The organism is Rhodococcus sp. IEGM 1302, assembly GCF_030056935.1.
In the GTDB taxonomy this organism is placed as follows: domain Bacteria; phylum Actinomycetota; class Actinomycetes; order Mycobacteriales; family Mycobacteriaceae; genus Rhodococcus_F; species Rhodococcus_F qingshengii.
Genome location: NZ_JASHKY010000003.1, coordinates 297,552 through 316,923 on the forward strand (window position 1 = coordinate 297,552; position 19,372 = coordinate 316,923).

The 19,372-nt window shown below is 64.2% G+C and carries 16 protein-coding genes and 1 other RNA gene; 11 read left to right on the top strand and 6 right to left on the bottom strand.

Annotated elements, in window-relative coordinates; all coding sequences use genetic code 11:
- Positions 1–7 precede the first annotated feature (7 nt).
- From cobC to QM609_RS08510, 4 genes are all read left to right on the top strand, one after another.
- A complete protein-coding gene (cobC, locus tag QM609_RS08495) occupies positions 8–1,042 on the top strand; it encodes an Rv2231c family histidinol phosphate aminotransferase CobC (protein WP_050656437.1) in 1,035 nt (344 codons plus the stop codon).
- Positions 1,039–2,172: a Nif3-like dinuclear metal center hexameric protein gene (locus QM609_RS08500; RefSeq protein WP_030537562.1), complete on the top strand. Its 1,134-nt coding sequence runs from the start codon at positions 1,039–1,041 to the stop codon at positions 2,170–2,172. The genes cobC and QM609_RS08500 overlap by 4 nt, the downstream gene beginning before the upstream one ends.
- Before the next feature lie 108 nt (positions 2,173–2,280).
- Entirely contained in the window at positions 2,281–3,018 is a 738-nt protein-coding gene (locus QM609_RS08505; protein ID WP_019748955.1) for a zinc ribbon domain-containing protein, read from the top strand.
- Positions 3,015–4,130, top strand: coding sequence for a bifunctional RNase H/acid phosphatase (locus QM609_RS08510; RefSeq protein WP_050656436.1), 1,116 nt, complete (start codon positions 3,015–3,017; stop codon positions 4,128–4,130). Before QM609_RS08505 ends, QM609_RS08510 begins: the two co-directional genes overlap by 4 nt.
- Positions 4,131–4,159: 29 nt before the next feature.
- Here the strand turns inward: QM609_RS08510 and QM609_RS08515 are convergent, their stop codons facing one another.
- Entirely contained in the window at positions 4,160–5,395 is a 1,236-nt protein-coding gene (locus QM609_RS08515; RefSeq protein WP_042445760.1) for an SLC13 family permease, read from the bottom strand.
- A 28-nt stretch (positions 5,396–5,423) separates the two neighbouring features.
- Positions 5,424–5,951 (bottom strand): DUF1697 domain-containing protein, encoded by a 528-nt coding sequence (locus QM609_RS08520; RefSeq protein WP_007735458.1) that lies wholly within the window; start codon positions 5,949–5,951, stop codon positions 5,424–5,426.
- 54 nt (positions 5,952–6,005) lie between these two features.
- Between QM609_RS08520 and rnpB the strand changes: the two genes are divergently transcribed.
- From rnpB to QM609_RS08535, 3 genes are all read left to right on the top strand, one after another.
- Positions 6,006–6,420, top strand: an RNA gene (rnpB, locus tag QM609_RS08525) — RNase P RNA component class A.
- 319 nt (positions 6,421–6,739) lie between these two features.
- Positions 6,740–6,925 (top strand): hypothetical protein, encoded by a 186-nt coding sequence (locus QM609_RS08530; RefSeq protein ID WP_007735457.1) that lies wholly within the window; start codon positions 6,740–6,742, stop codon positions 6,923–6,925.
- 108 nt (positions 6,926–7,033) lie between these two features.
- Positions 7,034–8,443, top strand: a complete 1,410-nt coding sequence (locus QM609_RS08535; protein ID WP_050656435.1) for an RNB domain-containing ribonuclease — start codon at positions 7,034–7,036, stop codon at positions 8,441–8,443.
- Positions 8,444–8,447: 4 nt separating this feature from the next.
- Here QM609_RS08535 and pip read toward each other — a convergent pair whose 3' ends face one another.
- The 3 genes from pip to panB are packed head-to-tail and all read right to left on the bottom strand — an operon-like array spanning position 8,448 to position 10,789.
- Complete coding sequence (gene pip / locus QM609_RS08540; protein ID WP_050656434.1) at positions 8,448–9,431, bottom strand: prolyl aminopeptidase; 984 nt, start codon at positions 9,429–9,431, stop codon at positions 8,448–8,450.
- The gene (locus QM609_RS08545) at positions 9,431–9,868 is read right to left on the bottom strand and encodes a hypothetical protein (RefSeq protein WP_007735455.1); all 438 of its coding nucleotides are present in this window, start codon (positions 9,866–9,868) and stop codon (positions 9,431–9,433) included. The genes pip and QM609_RS08545 overlap by 1 nt, the downstream gene beginning before the upstream one ends.
- A 51-nt stretch (positions 9,869–9,919) precedes the next feature.
- The gene (gene panB, locus QM609_RS08550) at positions 9,920–10,789 is read right to left on the bottom strand and encodes a 3-methyl-2-oxobutanoate hydroxymethyltransferase (RefSeq protein WP_007735454.1); all 870 of its coding nucleotides are present in this window, start codon (positions 10,787–10,789) and stop codon (positions 9,920–9,922) included.
- Between the two features lie 207 nt (positions 10,790–10,996).
- Here panB and QM609_RS08555 point away from each other — a divergent pair, with 207 nt between their 5' ends.
- The 3 genes from QM609_RS08555 (at position 10,997) to QM609_RS08565 (ending at position 17,027) form a co-directional block, all read left to right on the top strand.
- On the top strand, positions 10,997–12,568 hold the full coding sequence (locus tag QM609_RS08555) for an alpha/beta hydrolase (RefSeq protein ID WP_030537557.1): 1,572 nt from the start codon (positions 10,997–10,999) through the stop codon (positions 12,566–12,568).
- 107 nt (positions 12,569–12,675) lie between these two features.
- Entirely contained in the window at positions 12,676–14,016 is a 1,341-nt protein-coding gene (locus QM609_RS08560; protein ID WP_003941637.1) for a glutamine synthetase family protein, read from the top strand.
- Positions 14,013–17,027, top strand: coding sequence for a bifunctional [glutamine synthetase] adenylyltransferase/[glutamine synthetase]-adenylyl-L-tyrosine phosphorylase (locus tag QM609_RS08565; protein ID WP_050656433.1), 3,015 nt, complete (start codon positions 14,013–14,015; stop codon positions 17,025–17,027). The genes QM609_RS08560 and QM609_RS08565 overlap by 4 nt, the downstream gene beginning before the upstream one ends.
- A gap of 9 nt (positions 17,028–17,036) precedes the next feature.
- On the opposite strand, the gene QM609_RS08570 is transcribed toward QM609_RS08565, so the two are convergent.
- On the bottom strand, positions 17,037–17,897 hold the full coding sequence (locus QM609_RS08570; protein WP_007735449.1) for a spermidine synthase: 861 nt from the start codon (positions 17,895–17,897) through the stop codon (positions 17,037–17,039).
- A 166-nt stretch (positions 17,898–18,063) separates the two neighbouring features.
- Between QM609_RS08570 and QM609_RS08575 the strand changes: the two genes are divergently transcribed.
- Positions 18,064–19,191, top strand: coding sequence for an NDMA-dependent alcohol dehydrogenase (locus QM609_RS08575; protein WP_003941634.1), 1,128 nt, complete (start codon positions 18,064–18,066; stop codon positions 19,189–19,191).
- The last annotated feature ends 181 nt before the right edge of the window (positions 19,192–19,372 follow it).

Sequence of the window (19,372 nt, forward strand, 5' to 3'; positions counted from 1 at the left end):
TGACCGGGTGAGTACCGGAACGGTTGACCTGGAGAGCTTGCGACATCACGGCGATGTCGAAGCGGAGCCCGGGTTACTCGATTTTGCCGTCAACGTTCAAGGCTCCGGCCCGCCGAAGTGGTTGCGGGATCGGCTGGCCGCAGGGCTGGCGACGCTCGGTTCGTACCCGTCGGCCGCAGCGGAACTGAAGGCTCGCGAAACGGTCGCGCAGCGGCACGGGCGCCGGCCCGAAGAGGTGTTGTTGCTCTCGGGCGGTGCCGAGGGATTCGCGATGCTGCCGCGCCTGGGCGCTCGTTCGGCAGCGCTGATCCATCCGTCGTTCACCGAGCCGGAACTGGCACTGCGAGAGGCCGGTGTGCCGGTGACTCAAGTGATTCTGGAGCCGCCTTTCGAGCTTCGGACCGCGCAGGTACCCGAATCCGCGGACCTTGTCGTTCTGGGCAATCCGACCAACCCGACGTCCGTGCTTCACCCCAAGGCCGATGTGTTGGCATTGCGTCAGCCGGGCCGGATCCTGGTGGTGGACGAGGCCTTCGGCGACGCGGTCCCCGGCGAAACGGAGAGCATCGCCGGTGTCGAGTCGGCGGATGTACTGGTCCTTCGGAGCCTGACCAAGACGTGGGCGCTCGCCGGATTGCGGTGTGGATACGCGATCGGCTCTCCCGATCTTCTGGCTCGACTCAGTCACGGCCGAGCCCACTGGCCATTGGGCAGTCTGCAGATCGAGGCCATCACGGCGTGCTGCGAACCGTTTGCCGTCGAGCAGTCGAGGATCAAAGCCGACGCGATTGCCGTGGACCGCCGAGACATGTCGCGGCGACTGACCGAGATCGGGATTGCCGTGCACCAACCCGCTGCGGGGCCGTTCGTGCTCATCGACGTCCGTGACGGCGCCACGATGCGAGAGCACCTGCGTGCCCGCGGAATCGCCGTCCGCAGGTGCGACACCTTTCCCGGACTCGGCCCGGATCGGCTGCGCGTGGCCGTCCGTCCAGCCGAGCAGGTTGCGGTACTGATCGAAGCGATGAAGGAGATCTTGTGAGTGGCCCCACCCTTGCGGACGTCATAGCCGTGCTGGAATCCGCGTATCCGCCGGCCCTGGCGGAATCGTGGGACTCGGTCGGTCTGGTCTGCGGCGATCCGGCCGACGCTGTGACGAGAGTGGTTTTCGCGGTGGATCCGACCGAGGCAGTGGTCGACGACGCCATCGCCTCCGGTGCCGACCTTCTGGTCGTTCACCATCCACTTCTGCTGCGTGGGGTGGACACCGTCGGTGCTCACACACCCAAAGGTGCGTTGGTTCACAAGCTCATCAAGGCGGGATGCGCACTGTTCTCGGCGCACACCAATGCGGACTCGGCCGACCCCGGAGTGTCCGACGCGTTGGCGCAGGCTCTGGGCCTGACCGTGCTTCGCCCGATCGAACCCAAGCCGACGCAGCCGCTCGACAAGTGGGTCGTCATGGTTCCGGTGGAGAATGCATCGGCCGTGCAGGATGCACTTTTCGAGGCCGGGGCTGGGCGGATCGGTGACTACAGCCAGTGCAGTTGGACCGTCACCGGTACGGGTCAGTTCCTGCCCGCCGACGGAGCGAATCCGACGATCGGGACCGTCGGCGCTGTGGAGCAGGTTCGCGAGAATCGTGTGGAAGTGATTGCCCCTCGCGGAAAGCGAAGCGCAGTGCTGGGCGCATTGCGTGCCTCCCATCCGTACGAGGAACCGGCCTTCGATGTCTTCGAACTCGCAGCGTTCCCCAGTTCACTCGGACTCGGGCGGTTGGGTGAGCTCGACCACCCCGAAACCTTGCGGGAATTCACCGCGCGAGTGGCGCGCTCACTGCCCTCGACCGAGTGGGGTGTTCGCGCGGCCGGAGATCCAGACGCGACCGTTCGTACCGTGGCGGTGTGCGGCGGTTCCGGCGACTCGTATCTCGACGTGGTGGCGGCACTGGGCGCCGACGTCTACGTCACTGCGGACCTGCGGCATCATCCCGCGGACGAGCATCTACGCGCCGGTGGCCCGGCTCTGGTCGACGTCGCGCACTGGGCGAGTGAATACCCGTGGTGCGCGCAGGCGAAATCGGTGCTCGACGCCGCGTTTGCCGACAATCCGGAGTGGGAAAGCCGGGTTTCGACAATTCGCACCGATCCGTGGTGTTTGAGTGCGCATTAGTGCAGCGCTCTGCAAGGTACGGTTGCACGAACAATTCAAGAGCAGTTCTTCGAGAGCCGTCCTTCGCGAGCACTGCCGACATCGGACTTACAGCAGGAGTTATACAGCGTGAACGTCGAACCACAGGTGCAATCCAAGCTTCTCGACCTCGCCGGGGTGGATGCTGAGCTCACTCGGATCACCCACCGACGCGGAGCGCTTCCCGAGCAGCAGGAAGTCGAACGTCTCGAGGCCGAGCGAATCAGCCGTAAAGACGCGTCCGTAGCCGTCGAAATCCAGATCGACGACATCGATCGCGACATTCGCAAGCTCGAAGGCGAGGTCGACGCGGTTCGTCAGCGCGAGGATCGTGACCGCACACTCCTGCAGAGCGGGTCGGTCGGGGCGAAGCAGCTCACCGAACTCGAACACGAACTCGGCAGCCTGGTCCGGCGTCAGGGGCTCCTTGAAGACGAGTTACTCGAAGTGATGGAGCAGCGTGAGGCGTTGCAGGCCGATCACGATCACGCCGGTGCCCAGCTGTCCCAGGCCGAAGAAGAGCTGATCGACGCCAAGCGTCGCCGCGACGATGCCGTCGCTGATCTGGACAAGGCGCAGGAGCGTTGCGCCGCCGATCGTGAACGACTCGTCGGTGAATTCCCCGCCGATTTCCTTGCTGTCTACGAGAAGCAGCGCACCCTGGGCGGACCGGGCGCGGCGCTTCTGCAGGCACGCCGATGCGGCGCTTGCCGGATCGAGATCGACCGCGGCGAGATCTCGCGAATCGCCGCGACGCCGGCCGACGTCGTAGTTCGTTGCCCAGAGTGCAATGCAATCATGGTGCGTACCAAGGAGTCCGGTCTGTGACTCCCACGCAGGTCATCGTCGAGGCCGACGGTGGATCGCGGGGCAATCCCGGTCCGGCCGGCTACGGAGCGGTGGTGTTCGACGCCTCGCGCTCGGTGTTGGCCGAACGCAAGGAAAGCATCGGTATCGCGACCAACAACGTCGCCGAGTACCGCGGACTGATCGCCGGGTTGACCGCTGCCGGTGAACTCGGCGCGTCGACGGTCGACGTCCGCATGGATTCCAAGTTGGTCGTCGAGCAGATGTCCGGGCGCTGGAAGGTCAAGCACCCGGACATGATTCCGCTGCAGCGGCGCGCTGCCGAGCTGGCGACGCAGTTCTCGCGAGTGACCTACACGTGGATTCCTCGCGGCGAGAACTCTCATGCCGATCGTCTTGCCAACGAGGCGATGGACGCGGCTGCCGGCATCGAAACCGCAGCCCCCGCACCCGCCGCGCCGTCCGAAGAGACGTCGGAGCCGCAGATCGCCGGCTCTCCGGGATGGATCGCCACCACCGGCAAGCCGACACGAATGTTGTTGCTACGTCACGGACAGACAGCGATGTCGGTCGATCGCCGGTACTCCGGACGCGGGAATCCGGAGCTCACGGAACTGGGCCGCGCGCAGGCTGCCGGCGCAGCCGGACGCTTCGGGAACCGAGGCGGTATCGACGCCATCGTCTGCTCACCCCTCGGCAGAACCCGTGAGACGGCAGAGGCATCGGCCCGCGTGCTCGGTTTACCCGTCGTCGAGCACAAGGGTTTGATCGAAACTGATTTCGGCGACTGGGACGGACTCACGTTCCGCGAGGCAGCCGAGCGTGACCCGGACCTGCATCGCGAATGGCTCTCGGACACTTCGGTGCGTCCACCGGGCGGCGAGAGTTTCGACGAGGTACGCGAACGAGTCGTCGCCGCGCGTGACGACCTGATCTCGACCTACGGCGGCGCGACGCTGTTGGTCGTCTCTCACGTCACCCCGATCAAGACTTTGGTGCAGCTGGCCCTCGATGCCGGGCCGTCGTTGCTGTATCGGTTGCATCTGGATCTGGCGTCGCTGAGTATCACCGAGTTCTATCCCGACGGGGGAGCCTCGGTCCGGTTGGTCAACGACACGTCACACCTTCGCTGAAAGAGCCCCGACGGCTGATCAGCCTCTGATCAGATCACCAACCACAGGGCACTCACGGCGGCGAGCAATGTCAGTGGCGTCGTGATGACCCCGAGCAGAGTGAATGTCGCCAGCGTGGGCGGTGCGCCCGCGCTGGTGGCGACTCGTCGCCAGAGCATCGTTGCCAGTGAGCCCACGTAGGTGAGGTTGGGGCCGAGGTTGACGCCGATCAACATCGCAAGCACCAGCGCTGGAGGTGCCGCCGTTCCGAGCGCTGCGATCATCAGCAAGGTTGCCGGCAGGTTGTTGACGAGATTGGACGCAACCGCCGCTACCGCGGCGACAAAGAGCAGCGAGCCGTAGCTGGTGTCGCCTGGCAGGATCTGCGCAATCCATTCACCCACCGGCCCGTTCGCGACTCCGGCGACGATGATTCCGAGAACCAGGACGAACGCGCAGAACCAGAGGTCGGCAGCGTAGAGCATCTTGGCGGCGGTCGTACGGTGCCGAGACAGAGCGATCGCTCCCAGGACACTCGCACCCACCACCGCGATCCAGGCGGGCTCGATCCCGAAGAAACCCGAAACCGCGAAACCGAGCAGCGTCATTCCGATCACCGTCAGCGGCAGAATCGGCGCAGGCGCAGATCTGGCTGCCACCGGCGGTTCGGCGCTGTCGCCCCGCGCGAGTTCCGAACGGAAGAACAGTCGAAAAATCAGGTACTCGACAGCGATCGTCACAACCCACGGCAACGCCATCAATGCGGTGAAGTGCAAGAACGTCAAACCTGTTGCAGCAAACGCGATGAGGTTGGTCAAATTCGACACCGGCAGGAGCGTCGACGCCGAGTTCGACAGGTGCGCACTGGCATAGGAATGGGGCCGCGTACTTGCTCCGATGGATCGTGCGGCCGCGATCACCGCGGGTGTCAACAGCACGACGGTGGCGTCGAGGCTCAGGACCGCCGTGGTCAGGGCAGCGGCGCCGAAAACGTAAATCAGCAACCGGTGTGGATCGGCGAGGGATTTTTGCTGCAGGATCTGGCTGACCCAGCGAAAGACGCCGAGAGCGTCCGCGGCATGAGCGAGAACCAGCACGGCAACCAGGAAGACGACGGTGGGTGCCATGCTCGTCAGTTCTTCGCGGGCTTCGTCGAGAGTTACGACGCCGGTCAGGAGAACGATGACGGCTGCCGGCCCGGCGATGACGATCTCGGGAAGCCCGCGTGGACGCACTATCGCAAAGACGAGTACGGCGGCGACGAGCAGGATGGGAAGAAGAGTCACGCGTTGGTGCTCCGTGTCGGGGCGAGCGTCATTTGAGCAGTTTGTAGAGCGTGTTCAGGTTTCGGGTTGTGGTGAACGCCTTGAACTTCGGTTTTCCGGTGTTCCGGCCGAACGCGCTCTTGACGGTCTGCCCCTTCTCGACCTCCCAGTACAAGACTCCGTCGCCTGCCGCCACACGCTCGACCGAGGCATCGAGTTGCGCTGCTGCAGTGCTCAATTCCTCCAGGATTTCCGGCTCGGAGGCAACCATCGCATAAGCATGCCAACCCTCGCGTTCGCGCTCGAACGGGTAGTTGTCCACGATCGCCTGCAGTGTCGGAAGGTCGAGGACGAACACCCAAGCCTCGTAGCCGAACTCGCGGGCAAGGGCGGATTCGATCTGTTTCTTCAGCGTCGGGATGTCGGTGCTCGGACTGTCGAACAGAACGTTGCCTGAGGCCAACACGGTTTTCACCCCTTGGAATCCGAGGTCACCGAAGACTCTCGCCAGGTCCGCCATCTTGATGTTGATGCCGCCCACGTTGATACCGCGTAGCAGGGCCACGTACCGAGTCATACGGTGACCATAGTGCCGGCCACCGACAGGCGCCCGGTAGCATACGGGGGCGGACGAGTTGGCCGGGCGGCCGCGGCTTCTGGAACCAGCGCGTATCGCGCACAGGCCTGGGGCCGAGGAAAGTCCGGACTCCACAGAGCAGGGCGGTTGTTAACGGCAACCCGAGGCAACTCGCGGGACAGTGCCACAGAAAACAGACCGCCTGCCTTTCGAGGCAGGTAAGGGTGAAACGGTGCGGTAAGAGCGCACCAGCACCTCGGGTGACCGGGGTGGCTAGGTAAACCCCGCCCGGAGCAAGGTTGAAGGTCGCATCGCTCGCGGTGCGGCTGCGCAGGTGTTCGAGGGCTGCTCGCCCGAGCCTGCGGGTGAACCGCTCGAGGCACCCGGCGACGGTGTGCCCAGATGGATGGTCGCCACTCGGCACTTCGGTGCCGCAGGACAGGATCCGGCTTACACGCCGACTCGTCCGCCCGCGATCTGCACAGTGAGAAAAAGAAGACCCCCACCGGATCGGTGGGGGTCTTCTTTGTTCGAAAAGCTGTCAGACAGGCTTGATGACCAGCAGCGTAGCCCAGTACGTTGCCGCGTCATGGCCCATGAGCGGGAGGAGGTAATCGTAAAGAATTGCGGACATGCGCACTCCATTTTCTGTTCGTAGCTTGTGTTGGGCATTCAAGCAGAACTCACCGTTCGAATGTCCGGTTCTCACCTGCCAGGCCAAGTAGAAAGAATATCAGTCTCACAGCGATCTACAAGCTTCTATCTCACTCTGATGTCACACTGTGGATATGACTGATGAAGATCGACTCTGGTACTTCGACGTGTCCGACGGTTCCGTCACGCAGGGAAAGGGTGCGTCCTCGCTGACGAGGATGGGGCCGTACCCTGATCGGGACTCTGCCGAGCATGCATTGAAGATCGCTGCCGAACGCAACAAAGCCGCCGATCGGGCAGACGAAGACTGGAACAACTGAGACTTGGAATAACTGAGACTTGGAACAGCCGGGACTCGAACAACTGGGACCGGTACTGCTGCTACACCGGCCCGAACCGATCATGGAGGATGCGTGCCCGCAAGTCGAATGATGGTGCAGGGAATCGACTTCGGAGTGGTTCGGGCGGAGTTCGACTTGCCAGGAGCATTCTCGGCTGCGGCGCAGGCCGAGGCCGAGAATGCCGTGGATCGTTTCGGTGCCGGGCGTGTCGACGAAACGGGTATCGCCTTCGTGACCATCGACCCTCCCGGATCGATGGACCTCGACCAGGCAGTGCACATCGAGAAGATCTCGACCGGGTACGTCGTGCACTACGCGATCGCCGACGTCGCGGCGGTGGTGACGCCGGGTGGCGCTCTCGACATCGAAACCCGCAAGCGGGGCCAAACCTTCTATCTCCCGGACGGTTCCGTCCCGCTGCATCCCCGAGCGTTGTCGGAGGGATCGGCGAGTCTGCTGCCGGACGTGGTTCGTCCCGCCGCGCTGTGGCGGATCGAACTCGACGCGCAGGCCGAGCCGACGTCGTGGCAGGTGAGACGCGCTCTCGTGAAATCGGTGGCACGTCTGGACTATTCGACCGTGCAGCGCGATGCCGACGCGGGAACCTTGCATCCGTCCATCGCCGCACTACCGGAGTTCGGACGATTGCGCAGTGTCTCGGCGGTTGCCAGGGGTGCCATCGAGCTGAAACTGCCCGAGCAGTCAGTGGTTCGGGATCAGTCGGAGGACGAGTCCTCGGCTCGCTGGCGGATCGAACTGGAGCCACGTACCGAAGCGGACGACTGGAACGCAGAAGTGTCGCTGCTGACCGGGATGTGTGCCGGCCGCATGATGATCGACGCAGGTATCGGGTTGCTTCGCACGCTGCCGCCGGCCGAGGAGTCCGCGGTTCGGACCTTGCGGAGAACTGCAGTGGCGCTGGGTATCACGTGGCCGGAGGGGCAAAGCGTCGGGCAGATTCTTGCCGGCCTCGATTCCAACGAGCCGTCGACTATGGCGCTGATGTCGGTTGCGCCGTCGTTGCTGCGCGGGGCAGACTACGCGGCCTTCGACGGTCGACTACCGGAGTTGACGGTGCATGCGGGGATCGGAGCGCCCTACGCTCACGTGACTGCTCCGCTGCGCCGGCTGTCCGATCGTTTCAGCACCGAGGTGTGTCTGGCGATCACAGCTGGTACGCCGGTACCGGAATGGGCGCGCACTGCACTTCCCGAGCTGCCCGACATCATGAGTGGGTCCGACTCGCTGGCGAACAAGGTCGACCGTGCGTGCATCGATCTGACCGAGTCCACGCTGCTCGACGGCCGGGTCGGCGAGGTCTTCGACGCAGTGGTGATGCGCGCCAAGGACGGAAAGCGCTCGGCGGAAGTGTTTGTCCCGTCGGTCGCCGTGATTGCGAAATGCGTCGGAACGCCCGACGACGGTGAGCGCGCAAAGGTGCGACTCACCGCCGTCGACACCGTCAAACGGACGGTGGAATTCACGTTCCCGGCGTAGGGAGTTACCGGTAAGAATCGGTGGCTTCCACCAGGTGATGCATGATGCCGGGCTCCATCGCGGAGTGTCCCGCGTCGTCGACGATCACGAGCTTGGATTCGGGCCACGCCTTGTGCAGCGCCCACGCGCTGGTGGCGGGGCAGACGACGTCGTAGCGGCCCTGGACGATCGTCCCCGGAATGCCGTGCAGTGCGGAGCTTTTGCGTAGGAGTTGGTTCTCGTCGAAGAACCCGCCGTTGACGAAGTAGTGGTTCTCGATACGGGCGAAAGCCAAGGCGAACCGGGTCTCGGAGTTCTGTTCGATCTTGTCCGCCTGTGGGTACAGGTAGCTCGTCGATCCTTCCCAAGCCGACCAGGCGATCGCTGCCCGGGCTGCGACGTCGGGGTCTTCGGAATGGAGCAGTTGGTGATAGACCGCGACGAGGTCTTCGCCGCGCTGCGCCTCGGGTACAGGTTCGAGGAATTTGTCCCAGCGCTCCGGGAAGATGTTTCCCGCGCCGCCGTTGTAGTACCAGTCGATCTCGCTACGACGCAGGAGGAAGATCCCGCGCAGGACCAGCTCAGTGACGCGCGTAGGAAACGTTTCGGCGTAGGCGATGGACAGCGTGGAACCCCAGGACCCGCCGAAAACCATCCACTTGTCGATCGAAAGATGTTCACGCAGGGCTTCGATGTCGGCCAGCAGCTTGTCCGTCGTGTTCACCGACAGGTCGGCGCCGTCGGCAACGTGAGGGGTGGACCGCCCGCAGCCGCGCTGGTCGAGTAGAACGATGCGGTATGCGGCCGGATCGAAGAACTGGCGTACCGCCGGTTGCGCACCACCGCCGGGGCCACCGTGCAGGAACACCACCGGCTTGCCGTCCGGATTTCCGCTGACTTCCCAGTACATGCTCTGGCCGTCACCGACATCGAGGAAGCCGGTGACGAAAGGCTCGATCGGGGGATACGGACTCCGGAGAGCCGACGGCTGCGCGGAAGTGTCGGTCATCAGAAGCCCACCAGGCCGGAAGCGAGATCGGGGATCTCGAGTGCGGAAATCGCGCCGCTCCGGACGTCGGGGCACGCGGCTGAGGTTGCCGCGTCGATGCTTTCGCGGTTCTGAGCGAGATCGAGCAGGTTGATGCCGTTCTGCGTCGCCCACGTGATGACGATCGTGTTCAGTCCGCCCTTGCCGAGCGTCGGGGTGACGGTCCGCCAGTTCTGCAGCTGCCCTTCCATATCCGAGCACAACTGCTGGACTTGAGCGTCGGTGAACGTCGAACCGGACGCGGTTGTTGCCGGCGCCGTCGTGGTGGAACTCGCGGGCGTAGTGCTGCTGGGCGCGGGAGAGTTGGTGGACCCTCCCGCGCATCCGCTCAGCACCGTGACGAGAGCTGCCGCGCCGACTACAGCTGCGGCAGTAGAACTTCGACGGTTACCGATCATTGAACGCACCCCTGGCTGGTTGAGAGACAGGCGGCGTTCGCCGGTCTCGGATCAGAAACTGTGTTCTGCGGCCGGGAAAGCGCCAGTGCGAACTTCTGATGCATAGGCTGCGGCTGCGGAACGCAGTTCGTCACCGACGTTACCGAAACGCTTGACGAACTTGGCTGTCTTACCACTCGTGTAACCCGCCATGTCCTGCCAGACGAGTACCTGAGCGTCGCATTCGGAACCGGCCCCGATGCCGACGGTGGGGATGGTGAGTTTGCGGCTGACCTGGCCCGCAATCTCGGCCGGAACCATTTCCATGACGACGGAGAACGCCCCGGCTTCCTGGACTGCAATGGCGTCCGCCACAAGCTGCTCGGCCGCGTCGCCGCGACCCTGGACGCGGAATCCGCCGAGCGAGTTCACGCTCTGCGGGGTGAATCCGACGTGTGCCATGACGGGGATGCCGGCCGAGGTGATTGCCGCGATCTGCTTGCTCATCCGCTCACCGCCCTCGAGTTTGACGGCGTGCGCGAGGCCTTCCTTCATGAACCGTGTGGCAGTCGCCAGGGCCTGCTCGGCGGAACCCTCGTAGGTGCCGAAGGGGAGGTCGGCGACGACGAGTGCGTGCGGCGCGCCGCGAACGACGCCACGCACGAGCGGGAGCAGTTCGTCGACGGTGATCGGCACGGTGGTGTCGTAGCCGTAGACGACGTTGGCGGCAGAGTCGCCGACGAGCAGCACCGGGATGCCTGCGTCTTCGAAGATGCGTGCCGTGGAGTAGTCGTAAGCGGTGAGCATCGACCAGCGTTCGCCGTTCTGCTTCATCTCGGCGAGGTGGTGAATGCGCGTCTTACGCTTCGGTGCATCGGTAGAGCTTGCAGTGGGTACAGAAACTGCACTGGGTACAGAACCGTAGAGAGGTGTTTCGGACATCGTTGTCCCTTTCTGGCCTCGAGGCCCTGAGCGTTGATCGCCTTCGGGTCCCCGGGTGTGGGTGATGACGTGTTCAGTCTGCCACCGGACATCGCCGACACGAATAGTTGACGGGGTGCAATGGGTCACATCACCGCGCGCGTATCAGGTAGGTGCCGAGACGAGGCGAACCGCTGGCTATCGCGGTTTCCTGGCACCATCGATGGCATGTCGAAGTTCGTTCGCCTCTCCGGTGCCCTCGCCGGAAGCGCAGCAGTGCTCGTGTTGGTTGTCGGTTGCACCAGTTCGGAAGGCACGCCCGAATCAGTGGAACCTGCTGGTTCTGCCGCGTCCGCGGTGCCGTCCGGCCTCGAGAAATTCTACGAGCAGACGCTCGACTGGGGTTCGTGCGACCAATTTGTCGAAGAAGGAACTGCGCCGCTGGGGCGTGGGGTCGACTGCGCCGAGGTGAGCGTTCCCGTCGACTACGCGAATCCGAACGGCGACACCGCGAAGGTGGTGATCTCGCGTTCGAAGGCAACCGGCGACCGCATCGGCTCACTGTTGCTGAACCCCGGCGGGCCGGGTGGGTCCGGGCTGTCGATGGCGACCTCGGGTTCGGGCACCGAATTGCAGGAACGTTTCGACATGATCGGCTTCGATCCGCGGGGGATCGGGGCGTCGACCCCGCAGGTTCGGTGTTTGACGCCGGAGGAGACCGACGCGGAGCGTGCGGAGGTCAACGTCGACATGACGCCGGAGGGCATCGCTCTCGCCGAGGCGGACAGCAAGGACTACGCCGCCAAGTGCGCTGAGCGGACCGGTACGGAGTTCCTCGCTCATGTCGGTACCTACGAGGTGGTGCGAGATATGGACGTCATTCGGGGCGTTCTCGGCGATCCGAAGATGAACTACCTCGGGTTCTCGTACGGGACCCGGCTCGGATCCACGTACGCGGAAACCTTTCCGCAGAACGTCCGAGCGATGGTCCTCGACGGCGCGCTCGACCCCGAGCAGGATCCGGTCGACGAGGTGGTCTTGCAGGGGCAGGGCTTCCAAGGCGCGTTCGACGCCTTTGTCGCCGACTGTGTCTCGCGAACGGATTGCCCGCTGGGTGATGATCCGGCGCAGGCGCAGGCACGCTTTCAGGCACTCGTCGATCCGTTGATCGAGAAGCCGGCACAGACCACCGATCCGCGAGGGCTGAGTTATTCCGACGCGATCACGGGCGTGCAGCAGGCTCTGTATTCGCCACAGTTGTGGACGCCGCTGCGTGGGGGTCTGTCGAGTCTGGCCGACGGACGCGGCGACTCGCTGCTCAATCTCGCCGACATGTACGAAGGCCGTGAGGATGACGGCAGCTACTCCAACATCAACGACGCGTTCAACGCCATTCGCTGCGTGGACGATCCGGCAACCACCGACCGCGCCGAGGCCGGCGAATCCGACACTCGGTACCGCGAGGCGGCGCCGTTCCTCGACGACGGCCGCGGGACGGGTCAAGCGCCGCTCGACCTGTGCGCGTTCTGGCCCGTTCCGGCTACCGGCAGCCCTCACGCGCTCGACCCCCAGGCACTCGCTGACGCCGGTCTGCCGCAGCTGGTCGTCGTGTCCACGACGCAGGATCCGGCGACCCCGTATCAGGCGGGAGTGGATCTCGCGAAGCAGTTGGGCGCTGCTCTGATCACGTTCGACGGAACCCAACACACGGTGGTTCTGGACGGAAACTCCTGCGTCGACGATGCCGTCGTCGACTACTTCGTTTACTTGAAGGCTCCGGAAGAGGGTCTGACATGTTAGCCGGCGCGGCGCCGTACGCTGCGCCTATTCGATGGTGACCAATCACTCTGTTAACCGGGACCACTGATGTAACACAGATTTAACGTGGCTTGCTTAGTCTCGCGTGCATGGATCGCCAAAAAGAATTCGTGCTTCGTACCCTGGAAGAGCGCGACATTCGGTTTGTCCGCTTGTGGTTCACCGATGTTCTCGGGTACCTCAAATCGGTGGCGATCGCCCCCGCCGAACTCGAAGGCGCTTTCGAGGAGGGAATCGGATTCGACGGTTCCGCCATCGAGGGATTCTCACGAGTCTCCGAAGCCGACACCGTCGCTCGGCCCGACGCCTCGACATTCCAGATCCTGCCGTGGGCGCACAAGGACGGTGCGCAGCATTCCGCTCGCATGTTCTGCGACATCACGATGCCCGACGGTTCGCCGTCGTGGGCCGATCCGCGCCACGTACTGCGTCGCCAGCTGAGCAAGGCCAGCGACTTGGGCTTCAGCTGCTACGTCCACCCGGAAATCGAGTTCTTCCTTCTGGAGAACGGCCCGATCGACGGCACTCCACCGATCCCGGCCGACTCGGGCGGATACTTCGACCAGGCCGTGCACGATTCGGCTCCGAATTTCCGCCGCCACGCCATCGACGCACTCGAGTCGATGGGCATCTCGGTCGAGTTCAGCCACCACGAGGCCGCGCCGGGTCAGCAGGAGATCGATCTGCGCTACGCCGACGCACTCTCGATGGCCGACAACGTGATGACGTTCCGGTACGTCGTCAAGGAGGTCGCGATCGGTGAAGGCGTCCGGGCGAGCTTCATGCCCAAGCCGTTCAGCGATCAGGCCGGCTCCGCGATGCACACCCACATGAGCCTGTTCGAGGGCGACACCAACGCCTTCCACAATCCGGACGATCCGATGCAGCTCTCCGAGACCGGCAAGGCGTTCATCGCCGGCATCCTCGAGCACGCCAACGAGATCAGTGCGGTCACGAACCAGTGGGTCAACTCGTACAAGCGACTCGTCCACGGGGGAGAGGCACCCACTGCTGCGTCGTGGGGCCCGTCCAACCGATCGGCTCTCATTCGCGTCCCGATGTACACGCCCAACAAGGCGTCCTCGCGCCGCGTCGAGATCCGTAGCCCAGACTCGGCTTGCAACCCGTACCTGACTTTCGCGGTCCTGCTTGCTGCCGGTCTTCGCGGCATCGAGAAGGGCTACACCTTGCCGCCCGAGGCAGAAGACGACGTGTGGTCGTTGACCTCCGCCGAGCGCCGCGCCATGGGTTACAAGGAACTGCCGAGCAACTTGGACAGCGCTCTGCGCGAGATGGAGAAGTCGGAGCTCGTGGCCGAAGCACTCGGCGAGCACGTCTTCGATTTCTTCCTGCGCAACAAGCGTCGTGAGTGGGAGGAATACCGCAGCCACGTGACGCCGTTCGAGCTCAAGACCTACCTCGGTCTGTGACGGTGAAACCGCCCGCTGCGAGATCAGCAGTTCCAGGACCGGGTCGACTCGGGCTGGTCGAGCCCACCGCTGCCGACGAGTTGCGTCAGCTCGGTTGGGTCGACGCCGAGAGCATCGAACTCTTGTGGTCGCTGTCGCGTGCCGCGAACGCCGACCTCGCTCTGCGCACCCTTGTGCGGATCAAGGACGGGCTCGGCGACGGGTGGCGCGAACTCGATCAGGTCCTGCGCAAGGACAAGAGCCTGCGCGGCCGTTTGTTCGCACTGGTGGGTGCGTCGTCGGCCTTCGGCGACCACCTGGCCGCGGATCCGATCGGCTGGAAACTGCTCGACGGCACCGCTCTGCCGACCAAGGACGAGGCGACTGCAGCGTTGCTCGAGGTCGTGGGTGCAACTGTCGACGAGGGTGCCACCGAAGGTTCATTGACCTACCGCGCCACGGTAACCGGGCCGGAAGCTGTTGTTGCTCTGCGTAAGAGCTACAAGGACCAGTTGATGCTGCTGGCTGCGGCTGATCTTGCGGCGACCGTCGAGAACGAACCCGTAGTTCCGTATCAGACTGTGGGGCACCAGCTTTCCGATCTGGCCGACGCCGCGCTGACCGCTGCACTTGCGGTGGCCATCGCAACGGTGTGTCCCGAGGGCAGCTGTCCGATCCGGCTCGCCGTGATCGCCATGGGCAAATGTGGTGCGCGCGAGCTGAACTACGTCTCCGACGTCGACGTGGTGTTCGTCGCCGAACCGGCCGATGCGACGGCCAGTCGCGTTGCCGGTGAGATGATGCGTATCGGTACCTCCGCATTCTTCGAGGTCGATGCTGCGCTGCGGCCCGAAGGCAAGCGCGGAGAATTGGTTCGCTCCCTCGAATCCCACATCACGTACTACAAGCGCTGGGCCAAGACCTGGGAGTTCCAGGCACTGCTCAAGGCTCGTCCGATGACCGGCGACATGGAGCTCGGTCGCCAGTACTCCGAGGCGATGAGCCCGATGGTGTGGATCGCCTCCGAGCGCGAGGACTTCGTCCCCGAAGTCCAGGCCATGCGTCGACGCGTCGAGGAAATGGTTCCCCCCGAACTGCGTGAGCGCGAACTCAAACTCGGCCGCGGAAGTTTGCGCGACGTCGAATTCGCCGTCCAACTCCTGCAATTGGTGCACGGGCGCGCTGACAGTTCGTTGCATGTCCAGAGCACCGTCGATGCACTGACTGCATTGGCGGCGGGTGGATACGTCGGCCGCGACGACGCCGCCAACCTGACTGCGTCGTACGAATTCCTGCGTCTGCTCGAGCACCGTCTGCAGTTACAGAAGCTCAAGCGCACACACACCCTGCCGCCGCCGGACGACGAGGAAGCGCTGCGTTGGCTGGCCCGCGCCGCGCACATGCGACCCGACGGTCGTCTGGATTCCCTGGGAGTCCTGCGCGCCGAGATCAAGCGGAATTCGCATCGGATTCGCCGCCTGCACGCCAAGTTGTTCTACCGCCCGCTTCTCGAATCGGTGGCGCGGATGGACAAGGAAGCACTGGTCCTGGGGCCAGAAGCCGCGGTTCGCCAGTTGGCCGCTCTCGGTTACACGGCACCCGAGCATGCTCTCGGGCATCTGACTGCACTGACGAGTGGCGCTTCACGCAAGGGTCGCATTCAAGCGCTCCTGTTGCCGACTCTGCTCGAATCACTCGCGGACACACCGGATCCCGATGCCGGTCTGCTCGCCTACCGCAGGCTCTCGGACGCGCTCGTCGACCAGACGTGGTTCCTGCGCCTGCTCCGCGACGAGGCTGCGGTGGCCGAGCGTCTGATGACCGTGCTGGGCTCGTCGGCGTACCTACCCGACCTGCTCATCAAGGCTCCCGACGTGATTCGCTTGTTCGCGGATTCGCCGAGTGGACCGCGCCTGGTCGAGCCGAAGCCCGAGGACGTCGCTCGCGGAATACTCACCGCCTCCGGCCGACACAGTGATCCCAATCGTGCTGTTGCCGCGGCCCGCTCGCTGCGGCGACACGAACTTGCGCGCATCGCTTCGGCCGACATCCTCGGCATGCTCGATGTTCCTGCAGTCTGCAAGGCGCTGTCCTCGGTGTGGGCCGCGGTGCTCAATGCATCGCTCTCCGCGGTGATCAAGGCCAGCGTCACCGAACTCGGGACCGAGGCGCCGGCCAGTTTCTCCGTCATCGGCATGGGCCGACTCGGCGGCGGCGAACTCGGCTATGGATCCGATGCGGACGTGCTGTTCGTGTGCGAACCCCGCGAGGGCGTCGACGAGACCGTTGCGGTCAAGTGGGCCAACAGCATTGCCGACAAGGTGCGCAAGCTTCTCGGGGCACCGAGCACGGATCCTCCGCTCGAAGTCGACACCGGATTGCGTCCGGAAGGCCGCAACGGGCCGATGGTTCGCACGCTCGAGTCGTACGACGCGTACTACGCGAAGTGGGCTCAGGCGTGGGAGATTCAAGCGCTGCTTCGTGCGCACCCGGCTGCCGGTGATCCTGAACTGGGACTGCGGTTCCTGCACATGATCGACAAGACGCGCTACCCCGAAGGCGGCGTCAGTGACGCGGCGGTGCGCGAGATCCGGCGCATCAAGGCGCGAGTCGATTCCGAAAGGCTTCCTCGCGGAGCCGATCCGGCGACGCACACCAAACTGGGTCGCGGTGGCTTGGCCGACATCGAGTGGACTGTGCAATTGCTGCAGCTGCGCCACGCCGACAAGATCGAGTCGCTGCACAACACGTCGACCCTCGAGACTCTCGACGCCATCGGCGCCGCGGAACTGCTCAGCGAAGGTGACGTCGAACTGCTGCGTGACGCCTGGATCACCGCGACGAAGGCACGCAACTGCCTCGTTCTGGTGCGGGGGAAGCCGACCGATCAGCTTCCCGGCCCGGGCCGTGTTCTCGCGGCGGTGGCGCAGGTCGCTGGATACGGCGACGACGCAGGGGAATTCCTCGACAATTACCTGCGCATCACGCGTCGGGCAAAAGCAGTGGTGGAGAGGGTCTTCGGCGGGGAGTAGCGTTTTTGCTCAGTCTTGGCGAACCGGCGCATTCGCGGCGAACTTGCGGACTTCGGCGTCCTGCCACACGTGGGCGGGAACTCCGCCGCCGAGTAGCTCGCGCGCGAGCGCGGGTTGCCCGCCGATCGGTACGTCGCTGCCCGCGATGATCATGTTGCCGTAGCGGCGGCCCTTGAGCATCGCGGGATCGGCGATGATCGCCATGTGTTCGAACTGTGCGCCGATGGTTGCGGCCTCGCTGCGCGCGCCCTGGAGATCCGGGGTGTCGCCGCAGTTGACGATGTAGATGCCGCCCGGTGCGAGCACGCGTCGTACGTGGGTGGTGAATTGCGCCGTCGTCAGTGGTGTCGGAGTTGTGCTGCCGGCGAAGACATCTCGAATCACGATGTCCCGGGTGGACTCGGTGAGAGTTTCGGTGACGGCGCGGGCTTCTCCGACGCGGATGCGCAGAAGAGGCGCGCGCGGGAGGTCGAACCAATCGCGTACGAGTTCCGCCAGAGCACCGTCGATTTCGACCACCACCTGACGCGCGTCAGGGTACGTGGCGGCGAAGTATCTGGCCATGGAGCAGGCGCCACCGCCGAGATGAAGCACCCGCAGGCGCTCGGCCTTGTCACGTTCGGAATCGACCAGATGAGCGATCCACCGCATGTACTCGAAATCGAGCACCGTGGGATCCGCGACGTTCACGTGGGAACTGGGCACTCCGTTGATCTGGATGATCCAGCTGTCGTCGGAGTACTGATCGCGGACTAGTTCGCACGTCCCGGTATCGATCGGAAAAGTGCCGGCGACGGGACCGGACTCGCCTCGCTCGGGAGTACTGCTGCGAGTTCTGGTCTTGCGAGTTCCCTTGGCCACTGTGTCCATGTTAGCCGTGCGCCTTTCTGGTAGAGGCGGCTACCAAAAAGGCACACGGACCGACGGTATTCTCGGGCTACTTCAGGCACACTCGTACATGGAGTGTGATCGGCGACACAAATGCCGGCGCGTTCTTTCGTCGTCCGTGCATCACGAAGAATTTCGAGGAGTGCAGGTGAAGGTCAAGGCAGCGGTAGTCAAGGCGCCAGGTCAGGCGTGGGAGATCGAAGAGGTCGAGCTGGGGGACCCGGTCTCGGGTGAGGTGCAGGTCCGACTCGCCGCATCGGGGCTGTGCCATTCGGACGAACATTTGCGTACGGGCGCCAGCCCGCTGCCCTTCTACCCGGCCCTGGGCGGGCACGAAGGCGCCGGAGTGGTGACGAAGGTCGGCCCGGGTGTCGCGAGCGTCGAAGAAGGCGACCACGTGGTTCTCGCCTTCATCCCGGCGTGCGGACGTTGTCCGTCCTGTGCGAAGGGTCTGCAGAACATCTGCGACGAGGGAGCCGGCCTGTTGACCGGGCAGGCGATCTCCGACAAGACGTACCGCGTCACCCTCGACGACGAGCCGGTCATCCAGATGTGCCTGCTCGGAACATTTTCGCCGTACGTGACCGTCAACGAGGCGTCGGTGATCAAGATCGAGAAGGACATCCCGCTCGACAAGGCGGCCTTGCTCGGCTGCGGTGTTGCCACCGGTTGGGGATCGGCCACCGCAATCGGTGGAGCCAAGGTCGGCGACACGGTGGTGGTCGTCGGCGTCGGCGGCGTCGGAATCAACTCGGTGCAGGGTGCGGCGTCCGCCGGAGCACGATTTGTGATCGCGATCGATCCCGTCGAGTTCAAGCGCGACAAGGCAAAGGAATTCGGCGCCACACACACTTTTGCCTCCCTCGAGGAAGCGCTACCGGTGATCGGCGAGATCACCTGGGGCAAGATGGCCGACGTCACCGTGATCACCGTGGGCGAGATTCACGGCGACATCATTCAGCCCGCGCTCAGCGCGACGGGCAAGGGTGGCCAGGTCGTGGTCGTCGGAATGGGGCATTACGCAGATTCGCAGGTGACGCTCAGCCTCTTCGAGCTGACCCTTCTGCAGAAGCGTTTGCAGGGAGCCATCTTCGGCGGGGTAGGGCCACGGTCCCAGATTCCCAAGTTGCTCGATCACTACCGAAGCGGCGCACTCAAACTCGACGAGTTGGTGACCAAGACTTACAAGCTCGAGGAGATCAACGAGGGGTACGCCGACATGCTCGAAGGAAAGAATCTGCGCGGGATGATCGTCTACACGGAGGACGATTACTGATCGTTTCCCTTTGACTGAAGGCTCCGGCCCGGCACCACGCTTCGTGGTGTCGGGCCGGAGTCTTCTGCCCCCACGCACATTTCTGTCGATCGATGAGTCGACTGCCCCCGTAGTGGGCACTCGCAGAGTGAGGAAACCGGGCACCGTGTCCGGATCTCAGTCCACGACTCGACAGAGAAGA

Bases quoted from the DNA above. Each gene is read 5' to 3' on its own strand.
- QM609_RS08520 (WP_007735458.1), bottom strand. From the start codon at position 5,951: ATGACTCGGTACGTGGCCCTGCTACGCGGTATCAACGTGGGCGGCATC.
- QM609_RS08530 (WP_007735457.1), top strand. From the start codon at position 6,740: ATGACTGATGAAGATCGACTCTGGTACTTCGACGTGTCCGACGGTTCC.
- QM609_RS08535 (WP_050656435.1), top strand. From the start codon at position 7,034: ATGATGGTGCAGGGAATCGACTTCGGAGTGGTTCGGGCGGAGTTCGAC.
- pip (WP_050656434.1), bottom strand. From the start codon at position 9,431: ATGACCGACACTTCCGCGCAGCCGTCGGCTCTCCGGAGTCCGTATCCC.
- QM609_RS08545 (WP_007735455.1), bottom strand. From the start codon at position 9,868: ATGATCGGTAACCGTCGAAGTTCTACTGCCGCAGCTGTAGTCGGCGCG.
- panB (WP_007735454.1), bottom strand. From the start codon at position 10,789: ATGTCCGAAACACCTCTCTACGGTTCTGTACCCAGTGCAGTTTCTGTA.
- QM609_RS08555 (WP_030537557.1), top strand. From the start codon at position 10,997: ATGTCGAAGTTCGTTCGCCTCTCCGGTGCCCTCGCCGGAAGCGCAGCA.
- QM609_RS08560 (WP_003941637.1), top strand. From the start codon at position 12,676: ATGGATCGCCAAAAAGAATTCGTGCTTCGTACCCTGGAAGAGCGCGAC.
- QM609_RS08570 (WP_007735449.1), bottom strand. From the start codon at position 17,897: ATGGACACAGTGGCCAAGGGAACTCGCAAGACCAGAACTCGCAGCAGT.